This window comes from Ensifer sp. LBL (assembly GCF_050435225.1).
Taxonomy (GTDB): Bacteria; Pseudomonadota; Alphaproteobacteria; order Rhizobiales; family Rhizobiaceae; genus Ensifer.
Genome location: NZ_JBNDJY010000005.1, coordinates 213,039 through 238,063, shown reverse-complemented (window position 1 = coordinate 238,063; position 25,025 = coordinate 213,039). Strand labels below are relative to the sequence as shown.

Annotated in this window: 24 protein-coding genes; 15 read left to right on the top strand and 9 right to left on the bottom strand. The window is 63.5% G+C overall.

The genetic code is table 11. The features are described 5' to 3' along the window. Entirely contained in the window at positions 1-1,113 is a 1,113-nt protein-coding gene (locus OKW20_RS21115; protein WP_429174891.1) for a hypothetical protein, read from the bottom strand. A 130-nt stretch (positions 1,114-1,243) separates the two neighbouring features. Between OKW20_RS21115 and OKW20_RS21110 the strand changes: the two genes are divergently transcribed. The 3 genes from OKW20_RS21110 to OKW20_RS21100 are packed head-to-tail and all read left to right on the top strand — an operon-like array spanning position 1,244 to position 3,447. Continuing rightward, a complete protein-coding gene (locus tag OKW20_RS21110; protein WP_043621771.1) occupies positions 1,244-1,846 on the top strand; it encodes an MSMEG_1061 family FMN-dependent PPOX-type flavoprotein in 603 nt (200 codons plus the stop codon). Between the two features lie 7 nt (positions 1,847-1,853). After that, on the top strand, positions 1,854-2,174 hold the full coding sequence (locus OKW20_RS21105; RefSeq protein WP_429174889.1) for a 2Fe-2S iron-sulfur cluster-binding protein: 321 nt from the start codon (positions 1,854-1,856) through the stop codon (positions 2,172-2,174). 46 nt (positions 2,175-2,220) lie between these two features. After that, positions 2,221-3,447 carry an NAD(P)/FAD-dependent oxidoreductase gene (locus OKW20_RS21100; RefSeq protein WP_429174888.1) on the top strand — a complete coding sequence of 409 codons (1,227 nt, stop codon included), beginning with the start codon at positions 2,221-2,223 and terminating at the stop codon, positions 3,445-3,447. Between the two features lie 72 nt (positions 3,448-3,519). Here the strand turns inward: OKW20_RS21100 and OKW20_RS21095 are convergent, their stop codons facing one another. Together OKW20_RS21095 and OKW20_RS21090 are read right to left on the bottom strand one after the other, a co-directional pair. Further along, positions 3,520-4,653, bottom strand: coding sequence for an ROK family protein (locus OKW20_RS21095; protein ID WP_429174887.1), 1,134 nt, complete (start codon positions 4,651-4,653; stop codon positions 3,520-3,522). Positions 4,654-4,752: 99 nt separating this feature from the next. Continuing rightward, positions 4,753-5,655 (bottom strand): helix-turn-helix domain-containing protein, encoded by a 903-nt coding sequence (locus OKW20_RS21090; protein ID WP_192449075.1) that lies wholly within the window; start codon positions 5,653-5,655, stop codon positions 4,753-4,755. A 178-nt stretch (positions 5,656-5,833) separates the two neighbouring features. Here OKW20_RS21090 and OKW20_RS21085 point away from each other — a divergent pair, with 178 nt between their 5' ends. The 9 genes from OKW20_RS21085 to OKW20_RS21045 all read left to right on the top strand — a co-directional run bounded on the left by OKW20_RS21085 (position 5,834) and on the right by OKW20_RS21045 (position 15,121). Continuing rightward, entirely contained in the window at positions 5,834-7,057 is a 1,224-nt protein-coding gene (locus OKW20_RS21085) for an amino acid ABC transporter substrate-binding protein (protein WP_429174885.1), read from the top strand. A 188-nt stretch (positions 7,058-7,245) separates the two neighbouring features. Beyond that, complete coding sequence (locus OKW20_RS21080) at positions 7,246-8,118, top strand: branched-chain amino acid ABC transporter permease (protein ID WP_429174883.1); 873 nt, start codon at positions 7,246-7,248, stop codon at positions 8,116-8,118. After that, entirely contained in the window at positions 8,115-9,068 is a 954-nt protein-coding gene (locus OKW20_RS21075; RefSeq protein ID WP_429174881.1) for a branched-chain amino acid ABC transporter permease, read from the top strand. The genes OKW20_RS21080 and OKW20_RS21075 overlap by 4 nt, the downstream gene beginning before the upstream one ends. Beyond that, a complete protein-coding gene (locus tag OKW20_RS21070; RefSeq protein WP_429174879.1) occupies positions 9,065-9,793 on the top strand; it encodes an ABC transporter ATP-binding protein in 729 nt (242 codons plus the stop codon). The genes OKW20_RS21075 and OKW20_RS21070 overlap by 4 nt, the downstream gene beginning before the upstream one ends. Further along, entirely contained in the window at positions 9,786-10,499 is a 714-nt protein-coding gene (locus OKW20_RS21065; RefSeq protein ID WP_429174877.1) for an ABC transporter ATP-binding protein, read from the top strand. The genes OKW20_RS21070 and OKW20_RS21065 overlap by 8 nt, the downstream gene beginning before the upstream one ends. A gap of 21 nt (positions 10,500-10,520) precedes the next feature. Continuing rightward, a complete protein-coding gene (locus OKW20_RS21060) occupies positions 10,521-11,972 on the top strand; it encodes an aldehyde dehydrogenase (RefSeq protein WP_429174875.1) in 1,452 nt (483 codons plus the stop codon). A 93-nt stretch (positions 11,973-12,065) separates the two neighbouring features. Then, a complete protein-coding gene (locus tag OKW20_RS21055) occupies positions 12,066-12,824 on the top strand; it encodes an SDR family NAD(P)-dependent oxidoreductase (protein WP_429174874.1) in 759 nt (252 codons plus the stop codon). Between the two features lie 55 nt (positions 12,825-12,879). Then, entirely contained in the window at positions 12,880-14,562 is a 1,683-nt protein-coding gene (locus OKW20_RS21050; RefSeq protein ID WP_429174872.1) for a thiamine pyrophosphate-requiring protein, read from the top strand. Between the two features lie 25 nt (positions 14,563-14,587). Then, entirely contained in the window at positions 14,588-15,121 is a 534-nt protein-coding gene (locus OKW20_RS21045) for a 2,4'-dihydroxyacetophenone dioxygenase family protein (protein WP_205239922.1), read from the top strand. Between the two features lie 155 nt (positions 15,122-15,276). Here the strand turns inward: OKW20_RS21045 and OKW20_RS21040 are convergent, their stop codons facing one another. Beyond that, positions 15,277-16,065, bottom strand: coding sequence for a MauE/DoxX family redox-associated membrane protein (locus OKW20_RS21040; RefSeq protein ID WP_429174870.1), 789 nt, complete (start codon positions 16,063-16,065; stop codon positions 15,277-15,279). A 55-nt stretch (positions 16,066-16,120) separates the two neighbouring features. Between OKW20_RS21040 and OKW20_RS21035 the strand changes: the two genes are divergently transcribed. Beyond that, positions 16,121-16,525, top strand: a complete 405-nt coding sequence (locus OKW20_RS21035) for a MerR family transcriptional regulator (protein ID WP_197067187.1) — start codon at positions 16,121-16,123, stop codon at positions 16,523-16,525. A gap of 109 nt (positions 16,526-16,634) precedes the next feature. Here the strand turns inward: OKW20_RS21035 and OKW20_RS21030 are convergent, their stop codons facing one another. The 5 genes from OKW20_RS21030 to OKW20_RS21010 are packed head-to-tail and all read right to left on the bottom strand — an operon-like array spanning position 16,635 to position 21,742. Continuing rightward, positions 16,635-17,939 (bottom strand): aspartate aminotransferase family protein, encoded by a 1,305-nt coding sequence (locus OKW20_RS21030; protein ID WP_429174868.1) that lies wholly within the window; start codon positions 17,937-17,939, stop codon positions 16,635-16,637. Continuing rightward, the gene (locus tag OKW20_RS21025; protein WP_429174867.1) at positions 17,936-18,754 is read right to left on the bottom strand and encodes an N-formylglutamate amidohydrolase; all 819 of its coding nucleotides are present in this window, start codon (positions 18,752-18,754) and stop codon (positions 17,936-17,938) included. Before OKW20_RS21025 ends, OKW20_RS21030 begins: the two co-directional genes overlap by 4 nt. An 18-nt stretch (positions 18,755-18,772) precedes the next feature. Beyond that, positions 18,773-20,116, bottom strand: a complete 1,344-nt coding sequence (locus tag OKW20_RS21020; protein ID WP_429174865.1) for a glutamine synthetase family protein — start codon at positions 20,114-20,116, stop codon at positions 18,773-18,775. A gap of 34 nt (positions 20,117-20,150) precedes the next feature. Further along, positions 20,151-20,813, bottom strand: a complete 663-nt coding sequence (locus OKW20_RS21015) for an isochorismatase family cysteine hydrolase (RefSeq protein ID WP_429174863.1) — start codon at positions 20,811-20,813, stop codon at positions 20,151-20,153. Positions 20,814-20,860: 47 nt separating this feature from the next. Further along, a complete protein-coding gene (locus tag OKW20_RS21010) occupies positions 20,861-21,742 on the bottom strand; it encodes a MurR/RpiR family transcriptional regulator (RefSeq protein WP_043621812.1) in 882 nt (293 codons plus the stop codon). A gap of 179 nt (positions 21,743-21,921) precedes the next feature. Between OKW20_RS21010 and OKW20_RS21005 the strand changes: the two genes are divergently transcribed. Together OKW20_RS21005 and OKW20_RS21000 are read left to right on the top strand one after the other, a co-directional pair. Further along, positions 21,922-23,796: an ABC transporter permease subunit gene (locus OKW20_RS21005; protein WP_429174861.1), complete on the top strand. Its 1,875-nt coding sequence runs from the start codon at positions 21,922-21,924 to the stop codon at positions 23,794-23,796. Between the two features lie 22 nt (positions 23,797-23,818). Beyond that, positions 23,819-24,982: an ABC transporter substrate-binding protein gene (locus tag OKW20_RS21000; protein ID WP_205239928.1), complete on the top strand. Its 1,164-nt coding sequence runs from the start codon at positions 23,819-23,821 to the stop codon at positions 24,980-24,982. Positions 24,983-25,025 lie beyond the last annotated feature (43 nt).

Genomic DNA, 25,025 nt, shown 5'->3' with positions numbered 1-25,025 from the left:
CTACCGGGAGAAGACGCCGTCCATCCAGAAAGGCAACTCGACCGTTGCCTCCGTGTCCGACGAAATGATCAGGTTCTCGCGCGAAACGCCGATGTCGGAAACGGCACACCAGCCATCGGGCAGGCGGATGGCGCCGAATGCAAAGCCGATGGCGACTTCCCCGTCCGGCACAAGCTCGATTGCCGTCGGGTAACCCCGCTCGCTCAGCCAGTTCGGTCGGCTGCTTGCCTCGCGACCGTAGCCGAAGAAGGTGCATCCTTCCTCCAGTCCCAGAACGCCCCGATGTCGGCCCGAGAAGGGCTCGTAGTGACGTCCCCCGTTGCTCATCCAAAGCATCGAGAATGGCAAGACCCGCGGGTCTCTGACAGAGAAAAACAAGAATCCGTCATCACGCGCCGACACTGCGGTCCATCCCATGGTCGAGTTCGGCTCCTCCGCGAGGATCAGGAAGTCCTCGGAATCGGGCGGACCCGGCTGAACGCTCAGGTCCACCGCGCCGCCTCCCTTCAGTCGCACGCTGGTCAAATCGACAAACTCTTGAGGGTACATAAGTGCCGAGTTTCCGCGTTGCGGGTCGGTTTCCACGGGATGCTCGGGCGTTGCCCCGAAAGCTTTCGGCGAGAAGCTCAGCGATGCTTCTCCCGTTATCCGGACCATTGGATGGTGTGCGACGGGAAGCATGCCGAAGCCCCCGACGAAACGATGACGCTGATAGACAATCGGCTGGTCGGGCTTGAGCGTCAGCTCCTTGAATACAGCGGCGCCAGCAACTTGTCCGTCGAGCCGGAAGATCGCTGTAACCGTACCGTCGGCATCTGTCCGGAAGCTCTCCTCCAGCCAGACCCCGTTGGCGGTCAAGCCGTGTTCGACGGTACCGCTGACGTCATCGTGCCCGAACGGCGCGCAGAAGAAATCACCGGAAAGACTGGCAAGGCTTTGGCCCATGGCTGCGGGTACACGCTCCGGCCGGCCCCCATTGTCCTCGCCTGTGCGCCAGGGTGCACGGTGCATCGGTCGTATCCGGTCGGCCCCGCTCCCAAAGGCGACCTCCTCCAGATGACCGCCCTGCGGATTGAACGTTACCTTCGCGCTGTTGGTTTCGATGACATGCATTATCCGCTCCATTGGCCGGGAGTTGGTCTTCGGCGACCATATCGAGCGCATAATAATAAAACAATTGTTTTTCTTTATTGACGAAGCGTCGGTTTTTTGACACTCCTTGCGCTCAAGGGGAGGGCAAGGCATGCGCTCAATCGACCAAACTGAACTGCGACAGATGTTTCCCGCGCCCGAGGCGTTGGTTGTCAGCAAACAACTCACCCGGCTCGACAAACACTGTCTTCAATTTCTCTCGCTGTCTCCGTTCGCTCTGATCGGCACGCGAAGCCAGGCGGGTGGAGACGTATCGCCACGCGGGGATCCAAGGGGGTTTGTCCACGTGCTGGATGAAAACACGTTCCTTATCCCCGACCGCCCTGGCAACAACCGGCTCGACACCATGGAAAACATCCTGGCTGATCCCGTGGTCGGATGCCTGTTTCTTGTGCCTGGCCTGGGCGAGATCCTTCGCGTCAACGGTGTTGCCGACATCGTGGTCGGCGACGCGCTCGAAGCCCTTGCCATTCAGGGCAGGGCGCCGCGCGTGGCGATCCGGGTGCATGTCAGGGAAGTGTTCTTTCACTGCTCCAAGGCGGTCATCCGCTCGAAACTCTGGAATCCGGCAACCTTTGCAACGCGCGAAGATTTTCCGCCACTCGGTGCGATCCTTGCCGATCAGATTGCCGGTCTCGACAAGGACGAGATGGTGGAAAAGATCCGCGTCGGCGATCAACGAACACTCTACTGAGGCGCCAATGATCGAAGTGAAATTCATCCAATCGAACGGTGAGCAATGCGTCGTGCTGACCGAGCCCGTGGGCAGCCTCATGCAATTGGCGCTGGCCAACAACGTCGGGAGCATCCTTGGCGACTGTGGTGGAACATGCGGTTGCGGGACGTGCCAGGTCCACGTCGACGAGCACTGGATGGCAAGACTTCCATCGATCGCCGACGATGAAGCCGACATGCTGTCATTGTCGGAAAACCTCACGCCGCAAAGCCGACTTGCCTGCCAGATCAAGTTGAAGCCCGAGCTCGACGGGCTGACCGTGCGCGTCCCCGAAGTGCAGGGATAACCAGGAATGATCGTCGAGCTTTTGGCTCAGAAGGGATGGCAGAACCGTGAGTGCGATAGTGATAGTGGGTGGCGGCCAGGCTGCCGTTGCTGCTGCTTCCAGGTTGAGGGCGCTCAAGGTCGAGCGGCCGATCACGATCATTGCCGACGAAGCAGTGCTGCCTTACCAAAGACCGCCGCTCTCGAAGAGCTACCTGCTGGGCGGTGCCTCACTCGCCGACATCTTGCTCAGGCCGGAGAGCTGGTACGCCGACCTCGGCATCGAAATCTTGACCGGGACACGGGTCGACAACATCGATCGCAACCGGCAACGTGTCACGTGCGATACCGGTGAAGAGCGCGCCTACGGGACGCTCGTTCTGGCAACGGGCGGATCTCCACGGACCTGGCCGACGACCCTCGGGGGAACCCTGGGCGGCGTCTATGTGGCGCGGAACAAGGCGGATGCCGATCGGCTCATGCCTGAAATGATACCTGGAAAGACCATGCTCGTCGTCGGTGGCGGCTATGTTGGCCTGGAAGCTGCCGCCGTCGGCGCTGAACTCGGCCTGAACGTGACGGTGATCGAGGCGGAGGCCCGGATTCTCAACCGTGTTGCATCATCGGCGACATCAGACTTTTTAAGAGAACTTCACGTGCGCCATGGGGTCTCCATCAAGGAGAGCACTGGCCTTGTTCGCTTCGTCGGCAACAACGGCCGTGTCGCCGAAGCCGAAATGAGCGACGGCTCCATCCTGCCCGTCGATTTCGCAATCGTTGGAATTGGGATCACCCCGAACATCGACCTGGCGGAAGGGTGCGGGCTCGCCGTGATGAACGGTATCCTGGTCGACGCCTTCGGCAAAACCTCGGATCCAAACGTCTACGCAGTCGGAGATTGCGCCGCTTTTCCGTACGGTCAAGGCATGGTCCGATTGGAGTGCGTACAGAACGCGATTGACCTCGCCGAAGCTGCTGCAGCATCGATTGCAGGTTCCCCGAAACCCTATGTACCAGTGCCCTGGTTCTGGTCCGATCAATATGATGCGAAGCTGCAGATCGCCGGACTGAACACGGGCTACACCGACGTCCTTTCGCGCGTTGGAAAGACTGCCGACGCGCGCTCGCTCTGGTACTTCGACAAGGAACGGTTTCTCGCCGTCGACGCCATCAACGATGGCAAATCGTTTGTGATGGGGAAGAAGCTTCTCGCACGCGGCATTTCTCCTTCCAGGGACATCCTGGCAGATCCAGACGTCGACGTGGTTGGTTATGTCCAATCCCTGTTACGCTGATTTTCAGCGCTGACATATCCGGGAGCCGGCTGAAACAATGTGATCGCGTCGGTTGGCAACGGCGCCACTTGCCTACCGCATCCCCTCGAGCGATTGCTTCGTCAGCAGATCCGGGTGCGGCGTCATCAGGGTCAAGAGAGGAAGAGCGGATGCGCCCAAAAGCGCGCTCGTGGTGCCCAGCCTGCTAATCTCGACCCTTTGATGAGCCTCGTCCGTGCAAGTCGACGGCAGGATTTCCTGAACGCCCGCGAGGAGCAACTCCAGCAACCAGCCGGGCGCCGTTCCGCCCAGAATGATCCGATCGGGGTCGAATGCGTTTTCCAACGTCACGATAGCGCGCGTGAGGGGAGGGACCGCCCTTGCAAGCCAGGCTTTGATTTCGCCGTCGTCGGAACCCAGGCGATCGATCCGATCGCCGAATTCGGCCAGCGACAAATAGGTGTGCAGGCAGCCCCTGTTGCCGCAGTGGCATTGAGGGCCGTTCGGGTCCACGAGGATGTGACCGAATTCGCCGGCGTTCCCGCGATAGCCGCGCTGCAGCTTGCTGTCGCGCACGATCGCGCCACCGACGCCGGCGCCAATGAAGATGTAAAGGAAGTCGCTTCGTTCCTTGGCCGTACCCGAGAGATTTTCCGCCATCGCGGCTGCATTCGCGTCATTCTCGATCCACGTGTCCGGGCCGAAGAAATGCTGGATCGTGCGGACTTGCTCGAGATAATCCGAATGCGGCTCGCGGTGCCGTGGCATGGCAAGCGGGGCCGAGACCGCGATCCCGACGCCAAGCCGCGCCCTGTCTTGCATGCTTTGCGAACAGGCCGCTTCTATTTGTTCCAGGGACCGGCGTATTTCCGCCGCGTCCGACGCGAGCTTGAAGGCGCCGCCCTCGAACACGACGTCTCCGACCAGATTGGTGCCCAGGTACCGGCACTCGGACCCGGTCACGTGAAAGCCGAGCGAATAGCCGCGGTCGGGATTAATGGCGACCTCGATCTGCGGCTGACCCCGAAGCCCCTTGCGCCTGCCGATCTGTTTGACGAAGCCTTCGGCCAACAGGTCTTCGACAATGTTCCTTACGGCTTGTGGCGTCAGGCCGCTCAACCTTGCAAGCTCGACCCGCGATAGACTTTCCGTCCGCCGAAGCGCGTCGAGGATTACAGCCCGATTGTAGGTCCTTGTAAGGGCTGCGGAATTTCCAAACTTTACCACATCCGCCTCAATATTCGTTGGTTGCACACCTAGCAAAACCGCCGCAAATCGGCAACCGCGCCGGATCCGGACGACCGCGCACCCGACACTGCCTGAGGCTCACGGCCAGGCCGCGTAGTTCGTGTTGACGTCGCTCCTCTTCAAGGCGGCGCCGGCGCGATGGGCGCGGGGCGACACGCCCGCGATGCGCTTGAAGAACCGGCTGAAATAAGCGGCGTCCTTGAAGCCGAGTGCTTCTGCCACTTCCGAAACCTGCAGGCCGGAATTGTCGAGCAGGATCGAGGCTTCCGTCATCAGCCGCTCGTGAATGAGTTCCATCGGGGTTCGCCCGGTCGCTCGCCGGGTCGCAGTATTCAGCCGGTCGGCGGTCACGCCGAGCGCCTCGGCATAGGCGCCGATCGACCAGTGGTCGCGAATGTGCAATTCCACGAGATGGACGAAGCTGCGCACGATCGCCCGCGGCGACGGTTGCGGCCGGTCGTGACCGGGGTTTGCCAGCCGCCAGATGGAGATCAGCACCAGCGCCAGTTGATGGCGGATGACTTCCTGTGCGCCGGGCTCGTTGGCGCTGAGTTCCTGTTCTATGGCTTGCAACGCCTGGGACAACTGGCGGGCAGCCGCGACCGGGATACGGGCGCCAAGGATCGGGCGAGCGATCGCTTCGCGCACCTGGGCAAAGACGGCGCCCGTCGGCATCGCCGAACCGAGCACGAGATCGGGAATAGCCAGCGACGCCCCCTCGGCGCCCGCGTCGAACAGGACGGATCCTGTCTCGCCTGCCGGCGCCCACACGATCGCCGGGCCGGATAGCGGAACGTCATGCCGACCGAGGCGGATATGGCCACCGCCCGAAAGCACAACGAAGATCCGGTTACGGGTCCCGCGGAACGTCCACTCCGACTGCGACAGGGCCGCCTTGAACACCCGTGCCTCGGTGGGGCCGGCGGGGCGTGCACTTGCGGTTGGCTGGTTCGTTGCAGAGGTGCTGGAAGCTGGCGTCACATCGTGATCCCGGTTTCCGTGAAAAGTACAAGTATCTCTTGTAAAAGTCTATTCCGTAGCGACAGTGCCGGTATTAGCCTGAGAGGGTCGAATACAGCTTCTGGATGCCGGAGGAGAACGGGCACCAGGCGAGCATGACGACGGGGCTCGCACCACGCGGGCAAATGGGAGGAGAATCATGAAAACCTTTCGACGCAGGCAAGTCCTGCGAACGACGGCGCTCGCCGTGATCATGCTCGCCAGCGGCGTCGCCAGCACGGCGATGGCTGAGGACCGCAAGTCCGTGAAGATCGGTTATGCGATCTCGAAGACCGGGCCGAACGCGGGCGGTGCCGGCATTACCACGCTGCCGAACTACGAGCTTTGGGTAAAGGACGTGAACGACGCCGGCGGCCTCGAACTGCCCGACGGTTCCAAGCTGCCGATCGAAGTCATCGAGTATGACGACCGCTCCTCGTCCGAAGAGGTCGTGCGAGCGGTCGAGCGCCTGGCGACCCAGGACGAGGTGGATTTCATGCTCGTGCCCTGGGGCACGGGCTTCAACCTGGCCGTCGCACCGCTGTTTGACCGCTACGGCTATCCGCAGCTCGCCGTATCCGCCGTCACTGACAAGGCGCCGCAATTCGTGCAGCGCTGGAAGAAAAGCTTCTGGATGCTGGGCGGCGGCCACGACTATGCGCGGGCTCTCGCCGCGATCCTTGCCGAAACCAGCAAGGCCGGCACGATCAACACCAAGGTAGCGATGGTCTCGGTTGCCGACGGCTTCGGCATCGATCTGGTCACGGCCGCCCGTCCGGCATTCGAGGAAGCCGGCATCGAGGTCGTCTACGACAAGACCTATCCTGTCGGCACCTCCGACTTCTCGCCGATGATCAATGAGGCGAAGGCAAGCGGCGCCGATACCTTCGTTGCCTTCTCCTATCCGCCGGATACTTTCGCGCTGACGCAGCAGGCACAGGTGGCGAGCTTCAATCCCAAGGTGCTCTATCTCGGGGTTGGCACCGGCTTTCCGGTCTACGGCAAGAACAACGGCGACAATGCCACAGGCATCATGAGCCTGGGTGGCATCGACCCGAACAACGCGGCCAATGCCGACTATCGCAAGCGCCACGAAGCGGTCACCGGCGTCGCGCCTGATTACTGGGGCAGCGTCATCACCTATGCCAGCCTGCAGATGCTGCAGGAGGCGATCAAGCGCAAGGGCCTCGACCGGGAGGCGGTGTCTGCCGAACTTTCGAGCGGCACGTTCGAAACCGTCATCGGCGAAACCCGGTTCGAGGACAACCAGTTGCGCAAGCTCTGGTGGACGGGACAATGGCAGAACGGCCAGTTTGTCGGCGTAGCGCCAGGCGACCGGGAGGGCGCGAGCAAACCCGTCCTGCCGCGCCAGGCCTGGAAGTAGCCCTGAGACCTCGTCGGCCTGCAAACTGCGCAGGGTAGAGCCGAGCAGAAGGCCGCCGCGGCGCGCCGTGCCGGCGTCCTGGTCAACCAAGCGAGCCAAGCCCCATCCCCATCGCGGGGAGGGGCGATCCTAAGGGGGCAGGCGCGCGATCGCGACGGTCCCAAAGAATGCAATAGAGGAGGAGGCCGATGTTCGCCACGGCCCTTTTGTCCGGGCTCGTGCTCGGCGGAACCTATGCGCTTGTCGCGATGGGGCTGACGCTCCAATACGGCATCGCGCGGATCATGAATCTCGCCTATGGCGAAATCATCATCGCTGCGGCCTTCCTGGCCTATAGCCTGTTCAATTTCTGGGGACTTAATCCGGTGCTCGGCCTGTTGGTCGCTGCACCCGCCGGCTTTGCCCTCGGCTATCTGATCTATGCCGTGATGATGCGGCCGCTGGTGGCGAGGGCGAAAGACAAGGCGAGCCTCGAGATCGATTCCATCCTGGCGACCTTCGGCCTGCTCTTCGTCGTCCAGGGCGTGCTGCTCGTCGCCTTCGGCGCCAACTTCACCAGCTACAGCTATCTCAATATCGCCGTCGATGTGTTCGGAACCACGATCGCTGCCAACCGGCTGCTCGCCTTCGTGCTGGCCACCGTCTTTGCAGGTGCTCTCTATCTGGTCCTCACGCGCACGCTCTGGGGAACGGCGCTGCGCGCCGTCTCGGTCGCACCTGGTTCGGCGCCGCTCGTCGGCATCGATGTCGACCGTGCGGCCCGCCTGGCCTTTGCGCTCGGCGGCGCGCTTGCCGCGGCCGGTGGCGTGGTGATTTCCATGTACCAGACGTTTACCGCCACCTCCGGCGTCGTCTTCACCATGAAGGCGCTGATCGTCGTCATCATGGGCGGTGTCGGCAACGTTCCCGGTGCACTGTCGGCCGGCCTCATCCTCGGCGTCGTCGAGACCTTCGTCGCCACCTATCTCGATCCTGGCCTGACGCTGGCCTCAACCTATGCCATCTTCCTCGTGGTGCTGCTGTGGCGTCCCGCCGGCCTGTTCGGGAGGGCTGCGCGATGAGCCGCATTCCACGTTTGCCAGCCCTGTTTTTCGCCTTGGTGATCGGCAGTCTGGCCTTCGTTCCCTACCTCGTCGGTCCTTACGGCGTAACGCTGATGATCGGCATGCTCGGCTACGTGACGCTTGCGTCCGCCTGGGCGATGTTCTCCGGCCCGACGCGCTATGTGTCGCTTGCAACCGTCGCTTTCTTCGGCATCGGCGCCTACACGGTCGCCGTCTTCAGCGAAAGCCTCAGCTATCCGCTGCTGCTTCTCGTTGCCGCAGCGATCGGCCTTGTCGTTGCGGTCGTCGTCGGTCTGTCGACGTTGCGACTTGCCGGGGTCTATTTCGTCATCTTCACCTTCGGTCTTGCCGAACTGGTCCGCCAGCTGGTCACCTGGTACGAGGTCAATATGACGGGAACGCTCGGCCGCTACATCTTCCTGCCGGTGACGCCGGAGGGCATCTATTGGCAGTTGCTCGCCCTTGCCACCGTCACCTTCCTCTTGTCCTCTGCGATCGGTCGCAGCCGCTTCGGGCTGGCGCTGAAGGTCATCGGCGACGACGAAGTCGTGGCGCGCCATTGCGGCATCGATATTGCCCGGCTGAAGCTTGCGCTCTTTGCATTGAGCTCGGTGATCATCACGCTGGTTGGCGCGATCCAGGCGCCGCGATGGACCTATGTCGAACCGTCCATCGCGTTCAACCCGACGGTGTCGTTCCTGACGCTGATCATGGCCCTGCTCGGTGGCGCCAACCGGCTCTATGGCCCGATCTTCGGGGCGGTGCCGCTCTTCCTCTTGTTCGAGTGGCTCTCGGCCAATTTCCCGAACCACTATTCGATCATCCTCGGCCTTCTCTTTATCGCCATCGTCTTCGTTCTGCCGCGCGGTGTGCTCGCCTTTGCCGAAGAACATTGGAGCCGCTGGCGCCGACCGGCCATCAAGCCGGCTGCAGGAGGGGCGCAATGAGCGAGATCCTGACCATTTCCGGCCTGACGAAGCGTTTTGGCGGACTGACCGCGGTCAACGCCGCGTCGTTCTCCCTGTCCAAAGGCGAAATCGTCGGGCTGCTTGGCCCGAATGGCTCCGGCAAGACCACCGTGCTCAACATGATTTCGGGGCACCTCGCGCCGTCTGACGGAACGATAACGCTCAACGGCAACACCATTTCCGGTCTGGCGCCCAACCGGATCGCCTTGAAGGGGGTTGCCCGGACTTTCCAACTGGTTCGTGGACTTCCGTCGCTGACCGTCGCCGAGAACGTCATCGCCGCGCTCGCCTTCGGCCGGCGGAAGCTTTGGGGGGATGAGGCCCGCAGCGAGGCGCTTGCCCGGCTTGCCGAGGTCGGCCTTGCGCAAAGGGCCGACCAGAGCGCGCAGGAATTGACCTACATCGACCAGAAGCGCATGGAGCTTGCCCGCGCGCTGGCGGCCGAGCCCGAACTGTTGCTGCTCGACGAATGGCTCGCAGGCCTCAACCCGACGGAGCTTCGCACCGGCATCGACCTGATCCAGGGACTTGCCGATCGCGGCATCACCATCTTGCTCGTCGAGCACGTGATGGATGCCATCCGGGCCCTTTGCGGCCGTTGCGTCGTCATGAATGCCGGGCGAAAGATCGCCGATGGGCCGACGGCCGAGACGCTGACCGATCCCGAGGTCGTCAAAGCCTACCTTGGAGATGGCCATGCTTGAAGTCAGCAATCTCTGCCTGCACTACGGACGCCACGTTGCGCTTCGCGACCTGTCGCTCCAGGTCGGCCGACGCGAAACGGTCGTCATCCTCGGCGCCAACGGCGCCGGCAAATCGTCCTTGCTCAAGGCAATTGCCGGCCTGGTACGGCCGGACGCCGTTGCCTGCATCACCTTTGACGGCCGCAATATTACCGGTACCCCAGCGCATGATGTGGTAGACGCCGGCATCGCACTGGTACCGGAGGGGCGCGGCGTTTTTGGCGATCTCACGGTCGAGGAGAACCTCGTCCTTGGCGCCTATGCAAGGCGGGCAAGAGACGGCGCGCGCGACCGTCAGGCCTTTGTCTATGAGTTGTTCCCGAAACTGCGCGACCGAAGGCGCCAATACGTCAACACCATGTCTGGCGGCGAGCAACAGATGGTGGCAATCGGCCGCGCGCTGATGTCGAAGCCGGACCTTCTGATGTTGGACGAACCGAGCCTGGGGCTCGCACCGGTCGTCGTCGGCGAGCTCTTCGCCAGTCTCGGACGGATCCGCGAGGCGGGGCTTGCGCTGCTGATCGTCGAGCAGAACGTCAAGATGAGCCTATCGATCGCCGATCGCGGCTACCTCGCCGAAGCCGGGCGCATCACCGGCGAAGGCACCGCACAGGCGCTGATGAACGATGCCGCTGTCCAGCGCGCGTTCCTCGGCGCCGCCGTCTGAAATTTCGACAAGGAGAAACCCATGAACATGCTGGGATTGAAGATCAACAACGCCGAGATCGAGGCTGCGGACGGGCGCTTCTTCGAGCGACTGAACCCCATCTCGGGCGAGGTGGCCTCGAAGGTGGCGGCCGCCAGCATCGACGATGCGCGGCTCGCGGTGAACGCCGCGGCGAAGGCTTTCCCGGCCTGGGCGGCAACCGGTCCCCGAGAGCGCCGCAAGCTGTTGCTTGCCGCCGCAGACCGCCTGCAGGCAAAGGCAGAGGAATTCGTCGCTGCGATGGCCGCCGAAACCGGCGCAACGGCGGGTTGGGCGATGTTCAATGTCGGCCTTGCCGCAGACATGCTGCGCGAAGCCGCTTCGATGACGACGCAGATTTCCGGCGAGGTCATCCCCTCCAACCGGCCGGGCAGCCTTGCCATGGCGGTCCGCCAGCCGGCCGGCGTGGTGCTCTCGATCGCGCCGTGGAATGCGCCGGTCATTCTCGGCGTGCGCTCCATCGCCATGCCGCTTGCCTGCGGCAACACCGTCGTGATGAAGACATCGGAAATCTGCCCCAGAACCCACCGTTTGATTGTTGACGCGCTGCACGAGGCGGGCCTGCCCGATGGCGTGCTCAATGCCGTGTCGAACGCACCGGAAGACGCCGGCGCGATCGTCGAGGCGCTGATCGCCCATCCGGCCGTGCGGCGCGTCAACTTCACCGGATCGACGCGCGTCGGGCGCATCATCGCCGAAACGGCGGGGCGCCACCTGAAGCCGGCGCTGCTCGAGCTCGGTGGCAAGGCGCCCTTCGTCGTGCTCGATGATGCCGACCTCGACCAGGCGGTCGCTGCGGCCGCCTTCGGCGCCTACATGAACCAGGGCCAGATCTGCATGTCGACCGAACGCATCGTCGTCGACGATGCGATTGCCGACCGCTTCGTCGACGCGCTGGCCGCCAAGGTCAAGACGCTGAAGGCAGGCGACCCGCGCAAGGGTGAAACGCCGCTCGGCTCCGTCGTCGACGCCCACGCCGCGCAGCGCATCGATGCGCTTGTTCGCGACGCCGTCTCCAAGGGCGCCGTCCTTGCCGCAGGCGGCAGCATCAACGGCACGATCGTCGATGCCATCCTGCTCGACCGTGTCGTTCCGTCCATGCGCATCTATGGCGAGGAAAGCTTCGGGCCGGTGGTTTCTGTGGTGCGTGTCGGGTCGGTCGACGAAGCCGTCCGGGTCGCCAACGACACCGAATACGGCCTGTCCTCGGCCGTCTTCGGTCGCAACGTCAACCGGGCGATGGCCGTCGCCCGCCGCATCGAATCCGGCATCTGCCACATCAACGGACCGACGGTCCATGACGAGGCGCAGATGCCGTTCGGCGGCGTCAAGGAAAGCGGTTACGGCCGCTTCGGCGGCAAGGCCGGCATCGCCGAGTTCACCGAGCTGCGATGGGTCACGATCCAGGACGGTCCGATCCACTACCCGATCTGAGTGCACGTCGACCGCCGCCTCCGCGTCCCTTGAGGGTGGACGCGGCTTCCCGGGAAGGACGGCAACAGATGCGTTCGAAAGGAGATCCGCCACGTGCCAGCGCTTGAACGCAAGACCTGCATCCTGACCGGCGGGGCCGGCAGCCTTGGCCTTGCCTGTGCCAGGCTGTTTCTGGCCGAAGGCGCCAAGGTCACCCTTGTCGATCTCTCCATGGCATCACTGGAGACTGCGGCGGAAGGCTTGCCGGGCGATCGTATCCTGCTCATCGCTGCTGACGTTTCCGACAGGGCCGAGACGCAGCGTTATGTCGGCGAAACCGTCGCGCGCTTCGGGCCGATCGACGTACTGGTCTCCAATGCCGGAAATTTCGGCACTGTGGCGCCGATCGCCGATTATCCCGACGATGTGTTCGACGCGGTCCAGGCCGTACATGTGAAGGGCGCGTTCCTCGCCGCAAAACATGCTGTTCCGGCAATGCGCGACGGTGGCAGCATCGTCATCACCTCGTCGGTGGCAGCCACCCGGGGCGATGCCGGTGTCTACGCCTACATCACCGCCAAACATGCGCAGGTCGGCCTGATGCGCTGCCTGGCGAAGGAACTGGCGCCGCGGCGCATCCGGGTCAACACCATTCACCCCGGCCCGATCGACAACGGTTTCCAGCTTGCGGTCGAACAGGGCCTGGGAGCTGCGATCGGCGAAGACGGAACCGAATTCTTCAACCGGATGATCCCGCTCGGGCGGCATGGAACGCCAGACGAGATTGCCCGTTCGGTGCTTTACCTCGCCTCGGATCAGTCGAGCTTCGTCACCGGAACGACGCTGATGGTCGATGGCGGCATGAGCTGCTGACAACGCAAGGGAGCGCACTTTGGCCAGTGAGAACGGCGAACAGGATACAAGGACGATGACGGCAGGCGGCGCCTTGCTCGCACGTCTGAAAGCGGTTGGCGTCGACTACATCTTCGCCAATTCCGGAACGGACTTCCCGCCGATCATCGAGGGGTTGGCTGAGGCTGAAGCCAAGGGTGTGGCCTTGCCCGAGGCGATCGTCATGCCGCACGAAAGCGCGGCAATGGGTATGGCCCATGGCTACTATCTGGCGACCGGACGGGCGCAGGCGGTCATGGCCCACACCAATGTCGGGCTTGCCAATTGCGCGATCGGCGCGATCAATGCGGCCACCGAGCACATCCCGGTCCTGTTGTTTTCGGGCAAGACGCCGGTCACCGAGCGCGGTCAGCTTGGTTCGCGCACGGTGCCGATCGGCTGGGGCCAGGAGATGCGCGACCAGGCGGCGCTGGTGCGCGAGGCGGTCAAGTGGGACGACGAGCTGCGCTTTGCCGAACACGTGCCTCAAATGGTCGACCGGGCCTATGCCATTGCCACGTCGACGCCGCGCGGCCCCGTCTATATGAGCCTGCCGCGCGAGGTGCTCTGCCGCCCCTGTCCGAGCGACGGGCTTGCCGAGCCGCTGTCGATGAAGCCGGCGGTGCATGCGCCGTCGGCAGAGGCGATCGCCGCGGCGGCCCAACTGCTCGCCGGGGCTCAAAACCCGCTCATTGTGGCCCAACGCGGGGCGGGCTCCGAAGCCGGCTTTCAGGCCCTGTCGTCTCTTGCGTTCGATCGCGGCATTCCTGTCTGCCAGTACTGGGCCGTGCAGCTTGCGATTGCCACCGATCATCCGATGGCGGCCGCCGCCGATCCGAAAGCGCTGGTGGAAGATGCCGACGTCATCCTCGTCATCGATGCGCTGGCGCCGTGGTCGCCGGATATCCATCGGCTCAAACCCGGCTGCAAGGTGATCCAGCTCGGGCAGGATCCGCTGTTCCAGCGGTTCCCCGTTCGCTACTTCCGTTCCGACGTGACGGTCGCCTGCGACATCGATGCGGGGCTCTTGGCACTGCAGGATGCCTTGCGGCAATTTCCAGTGCCAGCCGAGGTCGAGGCGCGCCGCGGGCGCGTGGCCGCAACCAATCGCGCCGTCCGCGACGCGACGGAGGCGAGGGCGGTCGCCGGCATGGCCGATCCCATGACCAAGGAATGGGTGAGCCTGAAACTGTCGGAGGCGATTGCCGGCCGCGAGGCGACCGTGCTTTCCGAGCTTGGCTGCCCCCTTGCGCCGATCAGGCTCGATCACCCGCGCGCCTGGTATCAGGAGCCGCATTCCGGCGGTCTCGGCTGGGCGTTTCCGGCCGCGCTCGGCATGCAGCTGGCCGACCGCGACAGGCTGATCGTCGCGACGATGGGTGACGGCTCTTACATCTTTTCCAATCCGGCCGCCTGCCACCAGATCGCCGAGGCGCTGGCTCTGCCGATCCTCATCGTCATCCTCAACAATGCGGAGTGGGGTGCCGTGCGCCAGTCGGTGCTCGGCGTCTATCCAGAAGGCTATGCCGCCAAAGCAAACCGGATGCCGCTCACGTCGCTGTCGCCAGTTCCCGACTTCGCCAAGGTCGCCGAAGCCAGCAATGCCCATGCCGAAACCGTCAGCCGCGGGGAGGAACTGGCAGCAGCGCTGAAGCGCGCCATCAACCACATCGATACCAACCGGGGCGCTGCGTTGCTGAACGTGCACGTGAGCGCCTGAGCATCAGATAAAACCGGAGGACATCATGCCTGAGCTTGCGACAACGGAATTCTGGAAGGACCTGAAGCCGATCACCAAGGTCTTCCAGCCGGATGCCTTGCCTGAGGTCTACCTGGAAAATGCGGCGACGGAGGACGAGCGCTTCTATGTGCCCTTTACCGAAACCGTATCGTCACGGCCGCTCTGGATCTCGCCGACGCAGAACAAGTGGTGCGATATCCTGATGGCGAAGAAGGCGGGGCTGGTAAACCGCCACTACCATCCCCACGAAGTCTTCGCCTACACGATCTCGGGCAAGTGGGGTTACCTGGAACACGACTGGACGGCAACGGCCGGCGATTTCGTCTATGAGACGCCGGGAGAGGGCCATACCCTGGTTGCCTATGAACATGAACAGCCGATGAAGGTGTTCTTCCAGGTCAAGGGGCCGCTGATCTGGCTCGACGAGAAGGGCGAGCCGGACGGCTTCTTCGACGTGCATAATTACATCGCGCTTTGTCGCGACCACTACGAGAAAGTCGGCCTTGGTCGCGACTACGTCGACCGCCTGTTCCGATAGACGATCGCTTCACCCGCGGCGGCAGGCGCGCATCGTATTTGCGATCCGAAACCTGGCTGTGATCCGGCCTGCTTCCTGTGAGGCTTCTGCTGAATGCGATGTCCGATCGGTGCAACCGCCCATTGGGCGCGTTGCCGCCGATCGGAACAGGGTCGCTACATGGCGTGTCCGACCGCGAAGCCGAACGAGGCAGCGGCCATCCAGACGGCCATGGCAATCATCATCAGGTTTTCCGTGAGCGAGATGAAGCCGAGAGGAACGTTGCTGGATCCGCCGACGCAGGCGCACTTCAGTTCCCGCTTGTCGATGTAGACCGCCTTGAAGACCGATGCGGCTCCCACCGTGCCGATGAATAGCGCGACCGGAACCGACAGCCAGTTCAACGCTCCCGCTATCATCAGCACCCCGGCGAGGCCTTCGGCATAGGGGTAGATGTAGCTGTAGGGAACCCAGCGCTTCGCCAGCAAGTCGTAGTTCAGAAACATCGTCGCAAAACCTTCGACGTTCTGGAGCTTCAGGAGTGCAAGCACGACCATCGAGAAGGCGATGAACCATTCGCCCGCGCGCAGCGTGAACGGGCTGCCGTCGACCGCGTAGCTGGCGGCCATCGCCATCAAGGCCGTCAAGGCGAACAGAACGACGACAGGGCGGTAGCTCGTGGCCTTGGGGTCAGCGACCGGTTTTCCGAGAAACCTTCTCAGGTCGTCGTACCCTCCGACCCTCTTTTCATCGATGAACACCTGAGGTGTCGTCGCCACGCCGTGCTGTGCCTTGAAGGCGTCGGTCTCTTCGCGGCTTGTCAAATGGCGGTCGTCGACATCGTAGCCCGACCGCTTGAGCAGGTCTTTCGCCTTCAAGCCATAGGGGCAGGTATGCTCACCCATGACCATTCGATAGAGAACGGCCTTCTTGCGCGCCTGTCCTTGGTTCGTCCTGTCCAACATCTCACGTCTCCTTTTACTCTTGTGAAACTGTTGGCACGACCATACGTTCCGTACCATGGTACGGAGTCAAGAGCCCATGGAACTGACGATCGGAAAATTTGCAGCAGCCGGCGGCGTCGGCGTGGAGACGATCCGCTACTATCAGCGGCGAGGGTTGCTGGACACGCCACGAAGGCTTGAGGGCATCCGCCATTACGGTGACGGAGACGTCCGCCGCCTGCAGTTCATCCGGCAGGCCCAAACGGCCGGCTTCACGCTCGAGGAGATCAAGGAGCTTCTCGATCTCGATTCTGGAGAAGACAGGGAGAGAGCGCGAAACCTTGCGAAAAACCGCATTGGTGCGCTGGATGCCAAGATCGCCGAGCTTCAACAGGCGCGGAAAGCCTTGCAGCGACTGGTCGGGGAATGTGCCACCGACAAGTCGGGTCCTTGTCCGATCCTTGCATCTTTCGATCTGTAGCGTCAGCCGGGCGACGGTGCCGCCCTGCTTGCCGCCGTTGCGCTCATGCTGGCAGTCGGGACGGGTTCCACCTCAAGGTCCTGGCCCTCGCGGGCGCAGGCTGTTGTGGTCACCAGCCCGCAAACTGCGCGACGACGTCATCGGGAACGGCACCTGCTTCGGCAAAGGCCTGTTCCAGAACGCCCAGTGCCTGGCGGATATCGGTGTCCGGGATGGTTAGTGGCGGGGTCATCTCCAGAACGTTTGCGTTCATCCCGACACAGTAGACGACGAGGCCGAGTTCATAGGCCCGATAGATGAGTTTCGCCGCTTCCGTTCGCGCTGGCGCCCGTGTCTGCCGATCGAGGACGAGATCGACGCCGCAGGCAAGACCTCGACCGCGGATATCGCCGATCACATGATGTCGTTGGGCAAGCCTTGCCAGGCTGTCGCGCAGCAATTTGCCCTTGCGCTCGGCTTCCTGCGCAAGTTCTTCGCGCTCAATGGTTTCGAGAACGGCGAGTCCGGCGGCGCAGGAGATCGGGTTGCCGTGGAGTGTCTGCATGGCAAAGGCGCTGGCGCAATCAAGGATGCGCGCCGGACCGATCGCGGCGGAAAGCGGCAGCCCGCCGCCGAGGCCCTTGCCGATGGTCAGGATGTCGGGGACGAACTCCTCGTGCTCGAAGCAGTGCAGGCGACCGCTGCGGCCAAGCCCGACCTTCACTTCGTCGCAGACGACAAGAATGCCGTATTCACGGCAGATCGCGGCAAAGGCTTTGAAAAAGCCGGGCGGCGGGACGATCAGGCCGCCATCTGATTGGATCGGCTCGATGAAGGCGGCGGCGAAATGTTCGGGCGCCGCCTCAAGCCGCTGCCGCAATTCCGCGAGGATCGCGCCACCCGTGGGATCGTCGCGATAGGGGCGGTAGCGATCGGGGTAGGGCAGCAACAGCAGTCCCTCTGCCTTGGCCGCGCCCGACTGCACGCTATGCCCGGAAAAGGCCATCGAACCCACGGTACAACCATGATAGGCGCCGACGAAGGCGATGACGCCCGATCGTCCCGTCGCCTTGGTGACGGCACGGAAGACCGCCTCGTTGGCGTCGGATCCGGAATGGCCGAACCAGACCTTGTTGTCGCCCGCCCCGGGAAAGGCCGCGAGCAGTTTTTCGGCAAGCGCCGTCGCCGGTCCGTTGGCCGCAGACAGAACGCTGGCGCCGGCGGGATTTGCCGCAGCACCGCAGACTGCCTCGACCAGCGCCGGGTGGCCATAGCCAAGGCTTGCTGCGCCCCAGGCACCGGAGAGGTCGATCAGTTCACGGCCGCTTTCCTCGACCACCCGCGCGCCGCGGCCACCGGTCACGGCAAGCGGGAAGAAGCGCAGCTTCTGCAGGTTGGCGATTGCCGCTCGGTCTCTCTCGTAGAGTGCGGTCACCGGACTTCCCCGATGCTGGCTTTCAGACAGCGGGTCAGGCGTTCGCCCCAGGCGGTGACGCCCGCATGCGTGTCGATCAGATCGTGGCGCACCTCGACCAGAACGCCCGGAAGCCCGCGCGCATCGGCATGGACCGGCACGGTGTAATCCTCGTCCGGGTGGATGTTGTAGGGCTCGTTGTCTCCGATCGTCAGTTCGGGTTCGCTCGCCAATCCACGGATCAGCGCGCCGGCGAAATCGACCGCGTCGCGATAGAGAATGCCCGCCTGCCAGGGGCGTGGCTTGCCGAAATAGACGGGCGTGAAGCTGTGGATGCCGACGACGAAGGGCCGCTTGCCTTCCCCTTCAAGCCGGTCAAGACGGCGGCTGACGGCGTTGGCAAAAGGCGTGAACAGGGTGTCGATCCGCTGCTGCCGCTCTTCGTCGCTTAAGCTTTGGTTGGCGGGAATTTCCGTCGTCTCGCTGATCTCGGGGATCATCGAGGGGGCGGAAAGCGGCCGGTTGCAGTCGATCACCAGCCGCGAATAGTTGGTGAAGAACAAAGGCGCATCGAGGCTGAGGCTCAAATGCTGGGCCAGCGCCATGGCGCCGATATCCCAGGCGATGTGGCGCTGGCGCTCGTGCAACGGCAGCCCCATATCGCCGAGCGCGCGCGGCATCCGGTTGGAGGCGTGTTCGCACAAAAGCAGGATCGGCGAGGTGCCGTCCGGATTGAAGACCGCATAGGGCGGCAGTTCGTCGATCGAAAGCAGCGGCGCGCTCGGGTCGTGTCGCGCGCCCTGTTCGGGGCTCTTGATGGCCGTTGTCGAGGTCATGGGCTGCCCATCCGTCAATCAGTAGACCGCCGCATAGCGGGCGCAGAGTTCGTCCGGCGAGAGCCCGTCGACGATGTCGATCTCCTTGCGCTTCATCGCCATGTAGCAGGCAAGGAAGTCTTGCGAGAACCAGCCGGTGACGACCGGATCGGCAGCGATCGTGTCCAACGCTTCCGGGAGGCTTGCGGGCAGGCGACGGATGCCGAGCCTCTCCTGCTCTGCCGCCGAGAAATCGGACGGGTCCGAATTGATCAGGGGCGGCTGCTCGAGCCCGGCTCTTATGCCTTCGAGCCCGGCCTTCAAGAGGACAGCCAGCGACAGATGGGGGCTGGCGCAGGCGTCGGCCGCCCGATACTCCATGTTGAACTGCCTGGCCGGATTGCTGCCGGGCAGGTCCAGCGTCGGGCAGATCCGCAGCGTCGCTTCGCGGTTCTTTTCACCGAGGCAGGTATAGGCCGCACTCCAATGGTGCGGCACGAGCCGCATGTAGGAAAGCACCGATGGAGCGGTAAAGGCGGTCAGCGCCGGCAGATGCTTGATGACGCCGGCGGCAAAGGCACCGGCGATCTTGGAGAGCCTGCCAGGACGCGCCGCGTCGAAGGTCACCGGATTGCCGTCGAGATCGGTGAAGCTCACATGCAGGTGCACGCCGTTGCCGACGCCATTCGAGGCGGTCTTCGGCGCGAAGCTCGCATTCCAGCCGAAGAGGGCGGCGACTTCCTTGGTGATCGCGCGGATGGTGGCGCCGCGATCGGCGGCGGTCAGCGCGTCGGCGGGACGGCAGGTGATTTCGAACTGGTCCTTGCCGTATTCCGGCAGGAACATTTCCGGCTCGGCGCCGGCTTCTTCAAGTGCGGTCATCAAGAGCGAGCCGAAAGGCTCGGCGCGGCGTTGGGCGCGCAGGCCGAAGGAGGGGGCGTCCGGCCAGTCGACGCCGAGAAGCTGGAACTCCTGCTCGACGGCCGAGATGACCTTGAGGCCGATCTCTTCATATTCCTTCAGCGTCTGCTTCAAGAAGCTGCGCACGCAGCAGTCCCAGGCATTGCCTTGAAGGTCGGTGATGTCGGCGTGGTAGAAATGCAGCGGCGTTTCGTCGGGCAGGCAGGTGACGCGCGCCTTGCTGTTTGGATCCGCCATCAGCCGCAGGTCGCCGGCCGAACCCCATGGATTGTTTTCGGCGATCAGGTCGAAGGGTGTCAGTGCCAGGTTGGCCGGCACCCAGCCGACGCCCTTGCGCAGATAGCTGTCGATTTCGGTCGCAGCGAAGCTACGGCCGCGGGTGATGCCGGCGATGTCGGTGGTGACGAAGGTGGCGAGCTCCATCAGTTCGGCGGCCACCTTGCCATTGTTGGTTTCGGTCATGGGTTCCCCTCCAGTCTTGTTTTTCTGCGCGCGCTCAGGCTTGGCGCAGCCCGTTCAGGCGGCTGACGACGGTGTCGGTGTCGGTCGTCCAGCAGTAGCCCGAATAGGCGCGAAGGGCCGCGTCATGGCGCTGCTCGCTGTAGGTGGCGCAGGCGTCATTGACCACGGTGACGAGGTAGCCGCGGTCGGCGGCGTCACGCACCGCCATGTCGACGCACTGGTCGGTGATGACGCCAGCGATGATCAGGTAGCGGGTGTTGAGATTGCGCAGGATGTAGTCGATGTTGGTCGAGTTGAAGACGCCCGACGACGTCTTCGGCAGCACGATCTCGTTGTCGACCGGCGCCAGTTCCGGAATGACCTGTCCCTCGGGTGAGCCCTTCGGCACGTGCATGTCGGAGAGCTTGTGGTCGAGCGAGCGGTCGCGGCCGTCGAGCGTCAGGCTTTCGATGATCGTGTGCAGCACCTCGCAGCCGGCCTTTCGTGCTGCCTCCAGAATGCGTACCTGGTTGGGGATGACGGTCTGGCGCAGGCGCCTGTGGTAATAGCTGTTGGCATCCTGCGGGTGGGTCGGGTCGAGGTTCGGCTCGCACCAGATGCGCTGCATGTCGACGAACAGCAGCGAGGTGCGGCCAGCCTCATAGGCGCTGTCGCGCCGCAAGAGATCGTCGCCAACCTGGACAGTGACTGCACTCATTCGAATTCTCCTCGGTTTGTTCTGATTCGCCAAGACGGCGGAAGGGGTCAGCGGTCGTCTTCAACGGCTGGATTGAAGGCGTCCTCGGTGATGGCGTAGCCGCGGCGCAGTTCCTCCATGCGCTCGATGCGACCACGTGACTGCGTGGCAAGGCGTGCGGTCAGTGCCGCAATCACCGCCTCCGTCTGGGCAATCGCCGGCACCATCGTGTCATAGGGCGAGACCGTGTCGACGGGCGCTGTCAGCGTCACGGTCGCGAAATCGGCGATCGGCGAGAGCCAGCGGTCGGTGAACAGCACGATGCGCGATCCTTGCGTCGCCGCCTGGCGGGCAAAGCGGATCGTGTCGTTCTGGTAGCGGCGATAGTCATAGACGAAGAGCACGTCGCGCTTGCCGAGATCGACAAGCTGGTCGACCTGGTCGGCCTGGCTGCCGTTGATCCAGCGGGTGTCACCCCTCAGTTGCTTCATGTGCGACCAGAGCAGGCCGGCGAGAAAACCGCTGAACCGGCCGCCGAGGCAGTGGATACGGGCGCTCATGTCGGCCGCCGCATCCACGGCTGCCTCGAAGTCTTCCGAAGGCAGCATCTGCATCGAGGATTCCAGCGCATGGATGCTGGCGCGAAGGAAGTACTGGTAGAAGTTCTCCTGCTCCAGTGACGGGCGACGCGCGTCGAGCATGGAGAGCGGCGAGCTCATCCGCTCCTGGACTTCGCTGAGCAGCGCCTTCTGGAACTCGGGATAACCCTCGAAGCCCAGTGTGTTGGCAAAGCGCACGACGGTCGGATTGCTGACGCCGGCCGCCGCCGCAAGATGCGCAACCGTGTTCAGCCCCGCTGCCGGATAATTCGACAGAAGCTGCCTGACGATCTTCAGTTCAGAGCGCGTGAAGGTAATGGCGCCGTCTGTCAGTCGGTCCCGGATTGCCACGATTTCTGCCTCCCAAAAACGATGGCGTGAATCCCGTTTTCTACTTTTTGTTACATAATTGCTAGCAGAGAATGTTTTTTGAAACAAGATTGACATTTGGTCGATCTGCGATAACGTTCATGTCGGGAACGGGCCCGAGCCAAAAAATATGAGGCGGGCCGAAATCTGGGGGAATGCGGATGGTGCGCGTCAGGCGAGAAACCGTCGTTGGTATCCTTGTAACGTCGCTGCCGCTTCTGGCTGCTGCCGCCATCGCCTCGTTGTTCTTTCCAGGCAGCGGCGAGCGCCTGGTGACGCTCTACATGATCAACGTGATCGCCGTGCTTGGCATCGGCATCTATGCCGGCAATTCCGGTATCGTTTCCTTCGGCCATGTCGGCTTCATGGCGATCGGTGCCTATGCGTCGGGCCTGTTGACGCTCAATCCGATCATTCAGAAAACGGCGCTGCCACATCTGCCGGAATGGCTGGCCGGGATCGGCATGCCCTTCCTTCCGGCACTTGCGATTGCCCTTGTCGTGGTTGCGCTGGTCGCGGTGCTGATCGGCATTCCCGTTGCGCGCCTTGGCGGCTCATCGGCTTCGATCGCGACCCTTGGTTTCCTCGTCATCGTGCATGTCGTGCTCGTCGCCTCGACCGATTTCACCCGCGGCAGCCAGACCTTTTTTGGTATTCCACGCGCGGTCAACCTCTGGGTGGCGGTGCCCTTCGCTATCGCCGCCGTTGTGGTCGCGCGTCTCTATCGGGATTCGAGTGCGGGCCTGAAGCTTCGGGCGTCCCGCGAGGACGAGATCGCCTCGACCGCCGTCGGCGTCAATGTCAAGCTGCACCGCTTCTTCGCCTGGGTTCTCGGTGCGGTGCTTGCCGGTGCTGCCGGTGCCTTGCTGGCCCATTTCCTCGGCGCCTTTTCGCCCAAGGACTTCTACTTCAACCTGACCTTCATGCTTTTGGCCATGCTGATCCTCGGCGGCATCACCACGGTTTCCGGTGCCGTTGGCGGCGCTGCCGTGATCATGCTGATCGTCGAGCTCCTGCGAAAGCTCGAGGGTGGCGTCGATCTCGGTTTCCTCAAGCTGCCGACCGTCTTCGGCCTCACCGATATCGGCATCGGCGTGGCTATCCTCGTCGTGATGTACCGCCTGCAGGATGGGCTGTTCGGTGTGCGCGAGCTCGACGAGCGCTTCGGCTGGTTCAAGCGCTCCACGACGAAGGAGGCTCCACCGCTGAAGGGCACCGCCGCTAGCTCTTCGGCCGGCCAAGGCACGCTTCGGGTCGAAAATCTCGGGAAGAAATTTGCAGGGCTCGTTGCGCTCGAAAACGCCAACTTCGAGATCAAGCCCGGTCTCGTCACCGGCCTCATCGGCCCCAACGGCGCCGGCAAGTCGACGCTGATCAACAGCGTGTCCGGCGTCGTGCCGCCGTCGACGGGCCGCGTGCTCATCGACGGTCAGGACGTGGCGTCGCTTGCCGTTCACGCTGTTCCGACCGCAGGCCTTGCCCGCACCTTCCAGAACATCCGTCTCTTCAAGAACCTGACGGTCATCGAAAACGTCACGGTCGCGGCGAGCGCCCTGAAGGCGGGCGGCGAGGATCCGGCGGCCCGTGCCTTGACGGTGCTTTCGGAAGTGGGGCTTGCGGAATTTGCCGACCGGCTGGCCGGCACGCTTTCCTACGGCGCGCAGCGGCGGCTTGAAATCGCCCGCGCGCTGGCGCTCAAACCGCGTTACCTGCTGCTCGATGAGCCGGCCGCCGGCATGAACCCGGCCGAGACCGAGGAATTGATGCATGTGCTCGACCGCATCCGCACGAAATACCGCCTCGGCCTGCTCGTCGTCGAGCACGACCTGAAGCTGATCATGCGGCTCTGCGACGTCGTCGTCGTCCTCAACAAGGGCCAGCAGATCGCCATCGGCACGCCGGCGGAAATCCAGGCGAACCCCGATGTCATCGAGGCTTACATCGGCCGCCGCCGCTCAGCGGCGCAGGCGCGCAGCGAGCCCGTCGGTACCCCCGCTCTGCCGTCCGGCGCGCCGGGCCTGCATAAACCCGCATAAATCAAAAGAGGGAGCTTTTCGGATGAAGAAGAACGTCACGGCCCTGTGCCTCACCACCATGCTCGGCGGCTTTGCCCTGTCGGCATTGCCGGCATTTGCAGAAGATCTGGTCATCGGCCTTGCGACCGCCCAGACAGGCGGTCTTGCGCCCTATGACCAGCCGTCGCTGAAGGGCCTGGAAATGGCCGTCGAGGAAATCAACGCAGCCGGTGGTGCCGCCGGCAAATTCCCGATCAAGCTCGTCGCCAAGGATACGCGCTCGGATGCGGCGCAAACCGCGCTGGTGGCGCAGGAGCTGGTTGACGAAGGCGTCAAGATCGTGATCACGCCGTGCGACGCCGATCCGTCGATCGCCGCGGGCCAGGTGACGCAGGCAGCCCAGATCCCGGCCTTCTCCTTCTGCGCCACGACGCCGACGATGCCGCTTGCGGTTGGCGACTACATGTTCGGCAACTATCCCGCCGACAACGTCCAGGCCTCGGTGCTCGCGACCTATGCGGCCGAGAAGGGCTACAAGAAGGCCTATATCCTGAAGTCGCCCGACAGCGCCTATACGCTGAAGCTGCCGGAATATTTCGGGGTCGCCTTCAAGGCCAAGGGCGGCGAGCTCCTGGGCGAGGGCACCTACAGCATGGGCCAGCAGGACTTCGGCGCCGAGGTCACCAAGATCAAGGCGATGAACCCGGCGCCCGACGTGATCATGACGGCGGCCTACGAGCCGGATTTCCCGGCCTTTATCCGTCAGCTGCGCGGCGCCGGCGTGACCACACCGATCCTCGGCAGTGACGGCATCGATTCGCCGACCACCTTCGGCCTCGGCGCGACCGTCGACGGCGTCGTCTTCACCACCGCAGGCTTTGCCAGCGAAGGCAGCCCGCTCGCTGACTTCAACGTGAAGTACAAGGAAAAATATGGCCAGGTGCCGGACACGGTCTACATTGCCAACGGCTACGACCTCGGCAAGGTGATCGACGCGGCGGTGACGGAAGCAAACAGCATCGATCCGGTCGCCATCCGCAACGCGATTGCCTCGCTCGAAAACGTCCAGGGCGTCACCGGACCGATCAGCTATGCCGGCACGCAAGGCATGCCGATGCGCTCGGTCTCGCTGGTACAGATCGAAGGCGGCAATCGCCATCTGATCAGCCAGGGTGTTCCGGCGGCCGCCGACGTTCCGGCCCCCTGATCGATCACCTGTGGCGGTCCCCGGGTTTCCCGGGGATCACTCC

Coding starts and splice junctions, on each gene's coding strand:
- OKW20_RS21115 (WP_429174891.1), bottom strand. CDS start 1,113: ATGCATGTCATCGAAACCAACAGCGCGAAGGTAACGTTCAATCCGCAG.
- OKW20_RS21110 (WP_043621771.1), top strand. CDS start 1,244: ATGCGCTCAATCGACCAAACTGAACTGCGACAGATGTTTCCCGCGCCC.
- OKW20_RS21105 (WP_429174889.1), top strand. CDS start 1,854: ATGATCGAAGTGAAATTCATCCAATCGAACGGTGAGCAATGCGTCGTG.
- OKW20_RS21085 (WP_429174885.1), top strand. CDS start 5,834: ATGAAAACCTTTCGACGCAGGCAAGTCCTGCGAACGACGGCGCTCGCC.
- OKW20_RS21080 (WP_429174883.1), top strand. CDS start 7,246: ATGTTCGCCACGGCCCTTTTGTCCGGGCTCGTGCTCGGCGGAACCTAT.
- OKW20_RS21075 (WP_429174881.1), top strand. CDS start 8,115: ATGAGCCGCATTCCACGTTTGCCAGCCCTGTTTTTCGCCTTGGTGATC.
- OKW20_RS21070 (WP_429174879.1), top strand. CDS start 9,065: ATGAGCGAGATCCTGACCATTTCCGGCCTGACGAAGCGTTTTGGCGGA.
- OKW20_RS21065 (WP_429174877.1), top strand. CDS start 9,786: ATGCTTGAAGTCAGCAATCTCTGCCTGCACTACGGACGCCACGTTGCG.
- OKW20_RS21060 (WP_429174875.1), top strand. CDS start 10,521: ATGAACATGCTGGGATTGAAGATCAACAACGCCGAGATCGAGGCTGCG.
- OKW20_RS21050 (WP_429174872.1), top strand. CDS start 12,880: ATGACGGCAGGCGGCGCCTTGCTCGCACGTCTGAAAGCGGTTGGCGTC.
- OKW20_RS21045 (WP_205239922.1), top strand. CDS start 14,588: ATGCCTGAGCTTGCGACAACGGAATTCTGGAAGGACCTGAAGCCGATC.
- OKW20_RS21040 (WP_429174870.1), bottom strand. CDS start 16,065: ATGTTGGACAGGACGAACCAAGGACAGGCGCGCAAGAAGGCCGTTCTC.
- OKW20_RS21035 (WP_197067187.1), top strand. CDS start 16,121: ATGGTACGGAGTCAAGAGCCCATGGAACTGACGATCGGAAAATTTGCA.
- OKW20_RS21025 (WP_429174867.1), bottom strand. CDS start 18,754: ATGACCTCGACAACGGCCATCAAGAGCCCCGAACAGGGCGCGCGACAC.
- OKW20_RS21020 (WP_429174865.1), bottom strand. CDS start 20,116: ATGACCGAAACCAACAATGGCAAGGTGGCCGCCGAACTGATGGAGCTC.
- OKW20_RS21015 (WP_429174863.1), bottom strand. CDS start 20,813: ATGAGTGCAGTCACTGTCCAGGTTGGCGACGATCTCTTGCGGCGCGAC.
- OKW20_RS21005 (WP_429174861.1), top strand. CDS start 21,922: ATGGTGCGCGTCAGGCGAGAAACCGTCGTTGGTATCCTTGTAACGTCG.
- OKW20_RS21000 (WP_205239928.1), top strand. CDS start 23,819: ATGAAGAAGAACGTCACGGCCCTGTGCCTCACCACCATGCTCGGCGGC.